This is a genomic window from Rhodopseudomonas sp. BR0G17, assembly GCF_010907025.1.
Taxonomy (GTDB): Bacteria; Pseudomonadota; Alphaproteobacteria; order Rhizobiales; family Xanthobacteraceae; genus Rhodopseudomonas; species Rhodopseudomonas palustris_H.
In genome coordinates this window covers 24,047-36,502 of the sequence record NZ_QUML01000023.1, presented here as the reverse complement: position 1 = coordinate 36,502, position 12,456 = coordinate 24,047, and the positions used below count along the sequence as shown (strand labels likewise).

The following is a 12,456-nucleotide window of genomic DNA, read 5'->3' as shown; positions in this document are numbered from 1 at the left end:
TTGAGTCGTCTGCGCCGATGGCGCGGCTCAAGCTCCATCTGTCCGAGCTGCGCTTACTAACATCAACTGTTAGTTCGACTTTGCGGCGCCGTTTGACATTGATCAAACTTGAACACAGCAGCCGAGGCCGCGATGAGCGCAAACTGGCGCCAATGCGCACCGAATTGCGCCGCTGATATTTAACGGATTGGAACGAATTTCCGCGCACTTATTGCGTGCGAACCGGTTCTGGATTCGCTCATAAGATGAAATCACAGCAGGGGGATTCGCGGCGACGTGCGCGTCCCTGACGTGCTGCGGATCTCTCTTTCATGCGCTGAGTGCAGCCACGCTTTCGCGCGGCCTCGTCGGGAAAGAGATCATGCCTAGTGCTCAATCGTCGCCTGTCCCGCATAGTTCTGCGGGCATGTTTTCGTTCTTCACCAACCGCAAGATCGGGGTGAAAATCGCCATCGGTTTCGCCGCCGTGCAGGTGCTGATGGCCGTCCTGGCCGTCCTCAACTATTCCAGCTTCGGCAAGGTCGGTGATGCGTTCGCCAAGTTCGATCAGCGCGTGGGCGTCGTCGACGCCGTGCGTGACGTCGAACAGGACTTCAATTCGTTTCGTCGCACCGTGCGCGAATACAGCCTCACCGGCGAAGACTATCTGATCGCCGAAGCCACCAAGCGCCGCACCGAACTGCAGGATCACATTAAGCAATCGCTGCAGCAGATGGGTCTCGCGAGCCGGCGCGCCGCCATGGTCGACCTCAGCAACAAGGTCGATTCCTACGTCGCCCAGTTCGAGGGGCTGACCAAGCTGCGCCAGGATCAGAACCGCTTGTCGCTGACCGTGCTGGGGCCGGTCGGGCAACGGATCGTCAGCAAGCTCGAGCAGCTGCAGTCCTCCACGATGAGCGGCGACGGCAACAGCGATCAGTCGCTTCTGGTCGCGCAATCGCTCAAGCAGTTCCTGCTGCTGCGGCTCGGCGCAGCGAAGGTGCTCGGAGTCCGGCTGGAGAAGTCCGCGCAAGCGGGCGCCGAAAAGGCTCTGGCGGATTTTCGCACCTCGCTGTCGACCATGAAGACCGCCCTGACGGGAGACGCCGAGCGCAAGCAGCTCGCCGCGATCGAAGCCGACCTCGCAATCTATGCGGACGGCTTCCAGCAGTCGGTTCGCGACGTCAACGAAATCGACGCGGCGATCGCGTCGATGACCAAGGTCGCTGAGTCGCTGGCAGGTGATGCCGCGGCGATCAAGCAGTCCGGTCTGACCGAATCCAAGCAGATCGGCCACCAGACCGAGGCGCTGATCAGCGAAACTCAAACCCAGATCCTGGTCATCACCCTCGGCGCGCTCGCGGTCGGCATTTTGCTCGCCTGGCTGATCGGCCGTGCCGTGTCGGGCCCGATCGTGGCGATGTCCGGCGTGATGAAGGAGCTTGCTGCCGGCAACACCAATGTCGAGATCGTCGGCTCCGGCCGCCTGGACGAGATCGGGCTGATGGCCTGCACGGTCGAAGTGTTCCGCAACAACTCGCGCGAATTCGACCGGTTGAAGGCCGAGCAGGAGGAGGCTGAACGGCGCGTCGCCGCCGAGCACAAGGCCGAGATGCAGCGCCTCGCCGATCACTTCGAAGGCGCGGTCGGCGAGATCATCGACACCGTGACCTCGGCTTCGACCGAACTGGAAGCTTCGGCCGGTACGCTGACCACCACCGCCGAACGTTCGCAGATGCTCGCCGGCTCGGTCGCTGCGGCGTCCGAACAGGCCTCGGCCAATGTGCAGTCGGTGGCCTCGGCCACCGAAGAGATGGCGTCCTCGATCACCGAAATCAGCCGTCAGGTGCAGGAGGCGGCGCGCATCGCCAACGAAGCCGTCGAGCAGGCGCGCAAGACCAACGACCGGATCGGTACGCTCGCCCAGGCGGCGAACCGGATCGGCGACGTGGTCGACCTGATCAACACCATCGCCGGCCAGACCAACCTGCTCGCACTCAACGCCACGATCGAAGCGGCGCGCGCGGGCGATGCCGGCCGCGGCTTCGCGGTGGTGGCGCAGGAAGTGAAGGCGCTCGCCGAGCAGACCGGCAAGGCGACTGGCGAGATCAGCTCGCAGATCAGCAGTATGCAGTCCGCGACGCAGGAGTCGGTCGGCGCGATCCGCGAGATCGGCGGCACCATCGAGCGGATGTCGGAGATCGCCTCGACCATCGCGTCTGCGGTGGAAGAGCAGGGCGCGGCGACGCAGGAGATCTCGCGCAATGTGCAGCAAGCTGCGCGCGGCACCCACGAGGTCTCGTCCAACATCTCCGACGTGCAGCGCGGCGCGACGGAGACCGGTTCGGCCTCGTCGCAAGTGCTGTCCGCCGCACAGTCGCTGTCGCGCGACAGCACGCGCCTGAAGGACGAAGTCGATCGCTTCATGGAGACGGTGCGCGCGGCGTAAGCCGTCACGTTATCGCTAGCAACTTGCAACTGATGCGTCGCGCCCGGGCTTGGTCCCGGGCGCGCGCGTTTGGGTGACCTGTGGTGCAAAAGTGACATCTATTCCAAATGTCATGAACTGCGGTATCTCATTACTTCGCCGTATTGTTGCACCTTCGGCGCTGTGATTACTTGCTCTCCGCACAGGCTGGGGACGAATGTGCTGAGGGCGTTGCGGAACGGAGTGAAGGCAAGAGCGGCGGCCGCGCATGCGCGCCGTCCGAGCCGATCGCTCGCGGTCCGTAACGAGTCCGCTTGGTTCGGCGCCGCGCTGCGGATGTCGACCAGTTGGATCGTCACCCTCGCGCTGCTGCTGCAGATCGCGCTGTCGGCGATGCCGGCCGCCAGCGCCGCCTCGATCGACGTTCTCGCCAGCGCCGGCATCTGCCATTCGATCGACACCTCCGCGCCGGCCGAGTCGCAGGATCGGGTGGTGGTGCACTTCAAGTGCATCGCCTGCGTCCTGGTCTGCAGCCTGCCTCCGCCGTCGCTGGTCGTCACCGCGGCGCCGAGCTTGGCTTGGGCGTGGCTGGCCCAGCGCTGGCCTCTCACCGAGGCTGCTCCGCGTAGCGCCCCGGTCTCCTCCCACTCCGCTCGCGGACCTCCGGACGTCGCGTAACCGCACCCGTCGCTGATCGCGCGTTTCTGCGCGTGGGGCGATGCTTTGCCGTTTCGCTGCTGTCACCGTCGCGTCTGCTCGTCGCAGCGCACGGCGCCAGATGTCCTGCGCCAGCCAGACGCTGCGCGCGTTCGATCTTCCGTGAGTTTCGTCATGTCATCCGTTCTGTCCGCCGGCTTGCGCCGGTCATTGCTGCTGTCCACCTCGCTGCTGTCGTTGCCGTGCGCGGCGATCGCGTTCTCGGCCGTCTCGCTTTCGTCGGCGCCCGCTTCGGCCCAAACTGCGAGCAATCTGTCGACCATCGTGGTCGAGCCCGCGACGCCGCGCGCCAAACCGCGCGTGCGCGCCACCACGCCGTCGCCGCAGCGCGGGCCGGTGATCCGCGACGCTGCGGTGCCTCCGCCGCCCGCCGCTCCATCGTCTGAGCCGGTGTCCGCCTCAGCCTCGACGCTGCCGGGCTCGGCAGCGGCGACGCGCAGCCTCGGCACCAGCGACAGCGCCTCGCTGATCACCGACATTCCGGGCGGCGCAGTGTGGGGCGCAGGCGGCGTTTCCAGCCTGCCGGCACTGAACGGCGTCGGTGCCGATCGGGTGCAGGTGGCGATCAACTCGATGCTGATCAGCCCGGCGTGCCCGAACGAGATGAATCCGCCGCTGTCCTTCGTCAATCCGCAGATGATCGCCAGCATGCGCGCCTATCTCGGCGTGGCGCCAGTCAGCGTCGGCGGCGACTACATCGGCGGCAAGATCGACGTCACCACCGCCCCGCCGCAGTTTGCAACCGGGCCGAGCCTGCTGACCACCGCGACCGTCTCCGGCTTCTATCGCAGCAACGGCAACGCCTACGGCGTCGATGCGCGTGCGACGATCGCCAATCAGGACACCAGCGTCACCTACACCGGCGGCTGGGCACGCTCCGGCAACTACAAGGCCGGCAACGGCATGACGGTGAAGTCGACGCTGTGGGAGGTGCAGAACCACGCCGTCAGCATCTCGCGGCAGAGCGCCGGCAATCTGTTCACGCTGCAGGTCGGCGGGCAATTCATCCCGTATCAGGGCTACGTCAACCAGTACATGGACATGGTTTCCAACCGGTCGATGTTCGTCAACGGCCGCTACGACGGCGTGTTCGACTGGGGCAAGCTGGAGACATCGGCGTTCTATCACCGCATCCGGCACACCATGGGCTTCATTGCGCCGGACAAGGTCAGCAACATGCCGATGGACACCCGCGGCACCGACCTCGGCTATAACATCAAGGCCTCGGTGATTGCCTCCGACCACGATCTGATCCGCATCGGCAACGAAACCCATGCGTATCGGCTCGACGACTGGTGGGATCCGGTGCCGGGCTCCGGGATGATGATGTCGCCCAACACCTTCATCAACATCAACGACGGTCGCCGCACCCGGCTCGGCACCTTCGTCGAGTGGGAGCGGCACTGGAACCGGGAATGGACCACACTGTTCGGTCTGCGCAACGACGTGGTGTGGGTGGGCGCCGGGAACGTCCAGGGCTACAGCTCGATGTACGCAGCCGATGCGGCACGCTTCAATGGCCGCGACCGCGATCGCACCGACGTCAATTTCGACGGCTCGGCGCTGATCCGCTACGAGCCCAACGCGATCAGCCAGTTCGAACTCGGCTTCGCTCGCAAGACCCGCTCGCCGAATTTGTACGAGCGCTACACCTGGTCGAACACCGCGATGGCGATGAAGATGATCGGCTGGTTCGGCGACGGCAACGGCTATGTCGGCAACGTCGACCTCAACCCGGAAAAGGCCCACACCGTGAGCTTCACCGCGGCGTGGCACGATCCGGCGCAGAAGCTGTGGGAGGTTCGCGTTACGCCGTATTACAGCTACGTGCAGGACTACATCGACGTGAACCGCTGCTTCATCGCGGGCAGCTCGACCTGCAATGCGGCGAACCTGACCAAGACCAACGCCTTCGTGTTCCTGCAGTTCGCCAACCACGACGCCGAACTCTACGGCGTCAATCTCGACGGACGGCTGACGGCGTGGGACAATTCGGCTTACGGCCGAGGCGTGCTGCGCGGGCAGTTCGCTTACGTGCACGGCCAGCGCACCGACGGCATCAACTTGTATCATGTGATGCCGGTCAATGCGAAGCTTGGGCTCGATCACGAGCTCGGCGGCTGGGTCAACGGCATCGAGCTGCAACTGGTCGGCGCCAAGACCCAGGTCAGCGAAGTGCACAACGAGACCACGACTTCGGCCTACGCGCTGCTGAACCTCCGCACCGGTTATCGCTGGGAGAACGTGCGGCTCGATGTCGGCGTCGATAATGTTTTCGACAAGTTCTACACGCTGCCGCTCGGCGGAGCGGATCTCGTCGACTACCGCGCGGCCTCGATGATGGGCGGATCGTCGCCGATCTGGGGCTATGGCGTGCCGGGCATGGGGCGGTCGTTCAACACCCGCCTGACCGTGTCGTTCTGATGGTGGGTGGGGCCGCTTTCGATTCTGGCAGCGGCCCCATTCGCCGGCCTTGAAGCCGCGTAGGACTACGAAGAGAATAATCGACTACAATCGCAGGTCGGCGCGTGATTGTTTTTTCATCCGGCTCGAGTAGATAGACGTACTCCACGCAAAGGGAAGTTCATCATGCTCGACCGCCGCAATCTTCTGACCGTTCTGGGTGCCGCGATCTTTGTGGCTTCGCCCGCGCTCGCCGCTGAGGACCATAGCGCCCACATGCATGCTGCGGCCGCCGGCGCTACGCCGGCCAACGCCAAGCTGATCGAAACCGCGTCCGATTGCGTCAAGACCGGGCAGGCCTGCATCGCGCACTGCCTGCAGTCGTTCGCGGCCGGCGACACCTCGCTCGCGGCCTGCGCCAAGTCGGTCGACCAGATGCTGTCGGTGTGCGCCACGCTGCAGAAGCTCGCATCCCTCGGCTCTCCGAACCTGCCGGCGATGGCTAAGGTGGCGCTGGCGGTGTGCGAGGATTGCGAAAAGGAATGCCGCAAGCACGCCGAACATCACGCCACCTGCAAGGCCTGCGCCGACGCGTGCAAAGCCTGCGCCGACGCCTGCCGCGCGGTGTGAGATCGCTTGCCGCCGCCACCGAGCCGTTCTTGTGGCGGTGTCGATAAGCGAGCAGGAAAATTGACGGGCCTGGCTTGCCAGGTCCGGTCCCAGCGCTCGATCAATCGAACGAAACCCCGATCCGTTTCTCTTTTCGCCAGATCACGCGGCTGGCTCGTTTGATCTGATCGCTCGGGACGTAGAGCGTGAAGCGGTCGGGGATGAACAAAGGCGTGACGACATCCAGCGCCGCGCCGGCCTCCGAGATATTCCTGACGCTGCAGTCGATCGCGCCGCCGCCGAACTCGATGGTTGCAGCCTTCAGGACGCGCCGCCGAGGCGTTTTTCTCTGCTCATCCATTCGGCCGTTTGAGCATGAGAATTTTATGTTTCTGTGAACGCATCCCTCAAAAAACGCCCACAGTGCGGCCAGCTACGTACAACAAAGTACAAAGGCCCCCGTTTGCGCGCAGGAAGCCGCCGGGCCGCGTCGTCACCGGGTGGTGTTGTGGCCGAGCGCGACCTGGGTGAACCGCGTCGCGCCCGGTGTCATCAGATCCGGCGTTACTGGTCTTGCGTGGTCGAGGCCGACCACCGCGCCGCGCGGGGTCTCGGCGATCACATTGCCGGTGATCGTCGCGGTGCCGGCGCCGTCCATCACTGACACGCCGATGCCGATGAAGCTCTTGCGCACGACATTGCCGGTGATCGCAACGTCGCGCAGATAGCGGCCCCAGCCGGCAACGATGCCGAACGACGGCGCGTTCTCGATCACGTTGCTAGAGACCGCGGTGTCGGCTTCGACATAGATGCCGATCCCGGCGTCGTCGTCAGGCGCCGTGCCGATCGGTCGCTTCGGCTTGAGATTGCGGATGATGTTGCCTTGCACCGTGCTGAGCCGGCCGCCCTCGTTGAAGTTGCAGACCGAGACGCCGAGTGCTGCGCCGTCCACCGTGTTGTTGGCGATCACCGCGCCTTCGAACGCGAACTCCGAATACAGCGCGACCTCGCGTACGTTCAGCACGCTGTTGCCGGTGATCTGAATATTCGAAGCCGAGTTGCCGCGCACCGCGGAGTAATCGCAATCCTTGATGCGGTTGCCGCTGATCACCACGTTGCCGGCGCGAAACGCGTTGATGGCGTTGCCGTACTGGCCGGAGCCGCCCGGGCCGGCCTTGATGTTTTCGATCCGGTTGCCGGTGACGAGCGTGCCGTCATCGCCGAGCGAGGTGCGCAGAATCTCGATGCCGTTGTCGTTGGTATCAATGATGGTGTTGCCGTCGACCCGCAGCCCCTTGGCGTCGAACGAGACGACGCCTGTCACCGCAATCTTGGTCAGCGAGTTGTTGCTGATCGCGCCGGAGCTGGCCTCCAGCCAGATGCCCGAGCCACCGCTGGCGGTGATCGTGCAGTCTTCGATCCGCAGGTCTTGCGCAGCGATACAGTGCACCAGCCCGCGCCGGCTCGGCAGCGGAATCCCGGCGCCGTCGAGCACCAGGCCGAACAGCGTCGCAGTTTCGGCGCCCTGGCTGTCGAACAATGAGGGCCCGCTGGTGAAGATCAGCCGCGTGGCGCCGCGCACACCGGCCAGCTGCGCGCCGGACGGCAGCCGCAGTGTGCCGGTTCGATAATTGCCGGGCGGCAATGCCAGCGGCACGCGCCGTTCGGCGGCATCGTCGATCGCGCGCTGCAAGGCCAAGGTCTGATCATCGCTGCTATCGGGCCGGACGCCGGACAGCGCGGCGTCGCGACCGCGGCGCGAGGTCGGGGCCGCAGCGAGCGGAGATGCGGTCAGCGCCAGGGCGCTGGTCGTCGCAAGGGTAGTGAGGAAGTCGCGGCGGTGCAGGGCCATGGCGCGTGCTCTGTGGGCGAAAACCTAATCCTCACAGCTAACGCAAATTCCGTCGAGGCGCGGGCCAAGGCGGCGGACCGGCGGCATGATGTTTTGCGGTAGGGTTAACCCTGCGCGTGGTCCGGCTCACGCTGAGGCGGTACAAACTGATCACGCCGCGCGGCCCGGGCCTCGCGTTCGTTGCGCTCCGGGTCTTCGCCCGGCTCCGGCGCGCAGGCTCGGATCTGGTAGCCGTTGTCGAGCACGTGGCGCGGAGCTTCGGTTTCGGTGTCGGCGACCGTGTCGATCACCAGCCCGCTCTCCTTGGCGTGCTTCCAGACGTCGGCTTGGGACGGATAGATCTTGCTGACCCTGGCATCGTCACAGAACAGCGCGTACGGCATCGGTTCCTCCTCGGAGGAAGACAACGCCGGGCGGCACGATGGGTTTCTTTGGTGAGCGATGCGATCTCAGCGGGCCGCAACGCGGCGGGCCTGCCGGGTCAGCCGCACCAGCTCCAGCAGCATCGCTTCGCCGGCATCGACCAGTTGCTCGGCGGTGATCCGACTTCCCGGCCAGGCGGTGCCGTCACGGCTGAGTAGCGGCACGTGGACGAAGGCGGCGAGCTGAGGGCCCTGTGGGGCTTGCGTCGCTTCGATTCCGCGCCAGCATAGATAGTTGCACAGATAGCGACCCGCGTCGCGCGACAGCCGCGCATCGATCCCGGTGAGCCGTGCGGCGCGGGCCAGCCGCGCGCCATGGGCGCCGAACGTCCGCGCGTCTTCGCCAAGCGCGATCTTGCCATGGCGCAGCGTCACCTTGTCGGCGTCGGGCCACAGCGTGGTGATCGCATTGCGGGCGCGGGTCTCGATCCGGACGTGTCGGGTCGATGCGGCGAGGCCGAACATCAGCAGCGCATCGGGACGGTGCTGCGCGAGGAGCGCCGGCAGGTCGCGATCGACCGCACGGTAGCTGACGTTGAAGATATGCCCGACGCGAACCACGTCATCGAACGCCGGCCGTCGCAGCTTGACGAGGCGGTCGACCAATTGCGGAGTCGGATTGTAGGGCGCTCCGGGAAACGGCCCGAAGCCGGTGATCAGGATGCGCAGGCCGCTCACCCGATCAGCTCCGCGACCCGATCGGCGCCGAGCGTCGGCGTGATCGAGCCTTCGGCGACGGCGGCCTCGGTGGATTTCACTTTGGCGCGGATCGCCGGGTCGCTGCGCAGCTTGGCCTTCCAGCGATCCTCCAGCAGCGTCCACATCCACTTCACCTGCTGCTCGCGGCGGCGCGCGTCGAATTCGCCCGACGGTGTCGTCGCAGCGCGATGGTCCAAGACCGCCTGCCACAGCTCGGCAATGCCGGTGCCGGTCATTGCCGAATAGGTCTTCACCGGCGGCTGCCAGTTCGGTGAGCGCGGGGTGAGGATATGCAGCGCGGCGCGATACTCGCCGGCGGCGAGGTTGGCGCGCTTGATGTTGTCGCCGTCCGCCTTGTTGATGGCGATCATGTCGGCGAGCTCGACCAGGCCCTTCTTGATGCCCTGCAGCTCGTCGCCGGCGCCCGGCAGCATCAGTGCCAGAAAGAAATCGGTCATGTCGCAGACCGCGGTTTCGGATTGGCCGATGCCGACGGTCTCGACCAGCACGACGTCGAAGCCGGCGGCCTCGCACAGCAGCATCGCCTCGCGGGTCTTGGCCGCGACGCCGCCGAGCGTGCCGGAAGAGGGTGAGGGACGGATGAAGGCGTCCGGCTCGGCGGACAGCCGCGCCATCCGGGTCTTGTCGCCGAGGATCGAGCCGCCGGTGCGCGCCGAGGACGGATCGACCGCCAGCACCGCGACCTTGTGACCCTGCTCGATCAGATACATGCCGAGCGCGTCGATGGTGGTCGACTTGCCGACGCCGGGCGAGCCGGTGATGCCGACCCGGATCGCGCGGCCGGTTTCGGGCAGCAGCTCCTGCACCAGCGCGCGCGCCGATGCCTGGTGATCGGCGCGGCGGCTTTCGATCAGGGTGATGGCGCGCGCCAGCGCGGCGCGATGGCCGCTGCGGACCTCGCTGGCGAGATGGGCAATGTCGCCGGTGCGTCGGGCTGAATTCATGGCGCCCGTTTACAACGATTGGGCGCCAGGGGCGAGGGGAGTCCGGCGCGGAACGGCCGCGCGCCGATCTCCCTGTTGATGACGCCTCAGGCGGCAGGTTTGCCGGCGGCGCTGGCCTCGGCGACCTCGTCGAGCCGGCCGGTCTTCACGTCGTAGATGAAGCCGTAGATCGGGATGTGCTTCGGCACCAGCGGATGGCTGCGGATCCGCGCGACGTCCTCGGTGACGCTCTTGGCGTTGTCCTGGAACGTATGCCAGTGCACGAAATGACCGGCGACCGAGCCGCCGCCGTGCTTCGGATTGCTCCAGTGATGGCCGTCGAAGCTGGCGGTCTCGAGATTGTCCTCGAGCAGATCGGCGATCACCTCGCCGGTGAACAACTGCATCCCGCAATCGCTGTGATGGATCACGAACCATTCCTGGGTGCCGAGCAGCTTGTGGGAGATCACCAGCGAGCGGATCGCGTCGTCGGAGGCGCGGCCGCCGGCGTTGCGGATGACGTGCGCGTCGCCTTCGGCGAGGCCGGCATATTTGGCAGGATCGAGCCGGGCATCCATGCAGGTCAGGATCGCGAAGTGCCGTGCCGGCGGCAGCGCCAGATTGGCCTTGTCGCCGAAGTCATTCGCATACTGATTGTTGGCCGATAACACGGCGTCGTAATTGCCGGCTGGCTTGGTCATCTCGTCCACTCCGCAACATTGCTGACAGCTTTCCGCTCGCCGCACCGGACCGGTGCAGCGAATGGAAATCGTCAGCAAAAAAGCAGAGTTTGCGCAGAAGCGGCGTTCGTTGTTCGGCGCAGGGCAGAGGAGTTCTGCTGGCAAGCGCGCACGCCGCAGATGGCCTGTTCTAAACCGCCAGGAGACCTACGATGGCCTACTCGGCCTTACGCTCCTGCTTCGGCCGATCGCCACCGAAGATCGCACTGCCGTCGGCCGACAGATACGGCTTCAGCGTCGTCCACGGCACGAACGCCTCATATTCACCCTCCGCATAGGCACCGACCGCGTAGGGCGCGTAGTGGAAGGTGAGGCCCGAGCTTTTCCCCGCGGTGGTCGACGGCGCCAGCGTCACCGGCCCGATCTTCAAAAGCTTCGGCTCGATGCTCTTGATGTAGGCGGTGTCTTCTTCATCGGCGCCGCGCTCCTTCTTTTCCGCCTTCAGCGCGGTGACGATGCCCTCGACCATCGCCCGCATCGCCGGGCTGCCGTCGGACAGGTCGGTGAAGAACGGGCGGATGCTGATACGCCTGGTGAGCTGCTTGTCCCACAGGATGGTATCAATATCGGTGTTGGGATGGGCGCCCCCGGTGTAGCTGTAGTCGGTGCGCAGGATCGAGACGTAGCGATCCGCGACCAGCGAATCCGTCGTGTAGCTGCGCTCGTAGGTCCACGGGCCGTTGCGGAACAGCTCGGGGTCGCTCTTGAATTCCGGCTCGGCCTCGGTGCGCCGCTCGGCGATCCACTTTTTGCCCTCGGCCAGACAGTTCTCTGCGAGCTTGGCATCAGCCTTGACGCCGGCATCGAGCGTCACCGTGCCGTCGATGGCCTTCGTCTTCACGGCGAAGTCAGGCTTCGGCTTCGCCGGCTCGGCGAGGGCGGGGGAGCCGATTGCCAGACAGGCCAGAATGACGAGTGGGTAAACACGGAAGTGAGATGAGAGCATATCGAGCCTGACCACAGTCGCGAGGAGAAGGGTAAATCGATTACGAATTGGCAGCTCCGATGCGCCGCTCGGCGAAGGAACGCAGAGGAGGGACATGATGATGGATAATGTCCCAGACGATCTCGACGTCGATCGCGTGGTAGGCATGACGCAGCCGATTGGCAAAGTCGGTCATCTTACGCCAGTCTATGTCGATCGCCTCGTGCTTCAGCTCATCCGGGAGTTTGCGTGCTGCCTCGCAAACGATCTCCAGATAACGCTCGGCCGCCATACGGCGCACTTCGTCTTGCGAAAATTCATCGAAGCTGCGTCCTTCGACGAGGCTTAGGACGCGAGACGTCGAGCGCAGAATGTCCAACAGCCTGTCTTCCGTTGAAGGGGGCATTCACAGCACCTCGACAAGATCGTCGGCCATTCGCTCTCTGATACGTGGTGTTAACTCGCTGGGCAGCATGACGTGCGCTGGGATGCCTGTGGCCGCTTCGCAGATGTAGCCGATCTCGAGCGGCGTCTTCCAAGTCAGCTCGGTATCCGGCAGCACTTCCACCAGCACGTCCAGATCACTGTCCGGTCGCGCGTCACCGCGGGCACGCGAGCCGAACACATATAGCTTGGCCACGCCTTCTGCGCGCAATGCATCACCCCTCTCGCGCAATCTGGCGAGGATGGTGTCCAACGGCATGTCGGCGACGGCGGTCATAGTGTCAGTATAGCAGA

At 65.1% G+C, this 12,456-nt stretch carries 13 protein-coding genes; 4 read left to right on the top strand and 9 right to left on the bottom strand.

The window, feature by feature from the left end; genetic code table 11:
• Window positions 1-361: 361 nt before the first annotated feature.
• The 4 genes from DY467_RS17360 to DY467_RS17345 all read left to right on the top strand — a co-directional run bounded on the left by DY467_RS17360 (window position 362) and on the right by DY467_RS17345 (window position 6,157).
• Entirely contained in the window at window positions 362-2,428 is a 2,067-nt protein-coding gene (locus DY467_RS17360) for a methyl-accepting chemotaxis protein (RefSeq protein ID WP_164637778.1), read from the top strand.
• A gap of 222 nt (window positions 2,429-2,650) precedes the next feature.
• Window positions 2,651-3,085, top strand: a complete 435-nt coding sequence (locus tag DY467_RS17355) for a hypothetical protein (protein ID WP_349627651.1) — start codon at window positions 2,651-2,653, stop codon at window positions 3,083-3,085.
• Window positions 3,086-3,238: 153 nt separating this feature from the next.
• The gene (locus DY467_RS17350) at window positions 3,239-5,548 is read left to right on the top strand and encodes a TonB-dependent receptor (protein WP_164637776.1); all 2,310 of its coding nucleotides are present in this window, start codon (window positions 3,239-3,241) and stop codon (window positions 5,546-5,548) included.
• A gap of 165 nt (window positions 5,549-5,713) precedes the next feature.
• Window positions 5,714-6,157, top strand: a complete 444-nt coding sequence (locus DY467_RS17345; protein ID WP_164637774.1) for a four-helix bundle copper-binding protein — start codon at window positions 5,714-5,716, stop codon at window positions 6,155-6,157.
• Between the two features lie 100 nt (window positions 6,158-6,257).
• On the opposite strand, the gene DY467_RS17340 is transcribed toward DY467_RS17345, so the two are convergent.
• The 9 genes from DY467_RS17340 to DY467_RS17300 all read right to left on the bottom strand — a co-directional run bounded on the left by DY467_RS17340 (window position 6,258) and on the right by DY467_RS17300 (window position 12,439).
• A complete protein-coding gene (locus DY467_RS17340) occupies window positions 6,258-6,497 on the bottom strand; it encodes a PilZ domain-containing protein (protein WP_011157331.1) in 240 nt (79 codons plus the stop codon).
• 132 nt (window positions 6,498-6,629) lie between these two features.
• Window positions 6,630-7,988 carry a TIGR03808 family TAT-translocated repetitive protein gene (locus DY467_RS17335; protein ID WP_164637772.1) on the bottom strand — a complete coding sequence of 453 codons (1,359 nt, stop codon included), beginning with the start codon at window positions 7,986-7,988 and terminating at the stop codon, window positions 6,630-6,632.
• Window positions 7,989-8,092: 104 nt separating this feature from the next.
• The gene (locus DY467_RS17330; RefSeq protein ID WP_164637770.1) at window positions 8,093-8,371 is read right to left on the bottom strand and encodes a hypothetical protein; all 279 of its coding nucleotides are present in this window, start codon (window positions 8,369-8,371) and stop codon (window positions 8,093-8,095) included.
• Between the two features lie 66 nt (window positions 8,372-8,437).
• The gene (locus DY467_RS17325; protein WP_164637767.1) at window positions 8,438-9,088 is read right to left on the bottom strand and encodes a pyroglutamyl-peptidase I; all 651 of its coding nucleotides are present in this window, start codon (window positions 9,086-9,088) and stop codon (window positions 8,438-8,440) included.
• Window positions 9,085-10,074 carry a methylmalonyl Co-A mutase-associated GTPase MeaB gene (meaB, locus tag DY467_RS17320; protein WP_164637765.1) on the bottom strand — a complete coding sequence of 330 codons (990 nt, stop codon included), beginning with the start codon at window positions 10,072-10,074 and terminating at the stop codon, window positions 9,085-9,087. The genes DY467_RS17325 and meaB overlap by 4 nt, the downstream gene beginning before the upstream one ends.
• Before the next feature lie 86 nt (window positions 10,075-10,160).
• Window positions 10,161-10,754 (bottom strand): beta-class carbonic anhydrase, encoded by a 594-nt coding sequence (locus DY467_RS17315; protein WP_164637764.1) that lies wholly within the window; start codon window positions 10,752-10,754, stop codon window positions 10,161-10,163.
• 196 nt (window positions 10,755-10,950) lie between these two features.
• A complete protein-coding gene (locus DY467_RS17310; RefSeq protein WP_164637762.1) occupies window positions 10,951-11,739 on the bottom strand; it encodes a DUF3298 and DUF4163 domain-containing protein in 789 nt (262 codons plus the stop codon).
• A 40-nt stretch (window positions 11,740-11,779) separates the two neighbouring features.
• Window positions 11,780-12,097, bottom strand: a complete 318-nt coding sequence (locus tag DY467_RS17305; RefSeq protein ID WP_319942051.1) for a HepT-like ribonuclease domain-containing protein — start codon at window positions 12,095-12,097, stop codon at window positions 11,780-11,782.
• Window positions 12,098-12,124: 27 nt separating this feature from the next.
• Window positions 12,125-12,439: a nucleotidyltransferase family protein gene (locus DY467_RS17300; protein ID WP_107343802.1), complete on the bottom strand. Its 315-nt coding sequence runs from the start codon at window positions 12,437-12,439 to the stop codon at window positions 12,125-12,127.
• Window positions 12,440-12,456 lie beyond the last annotated feature (17 nt).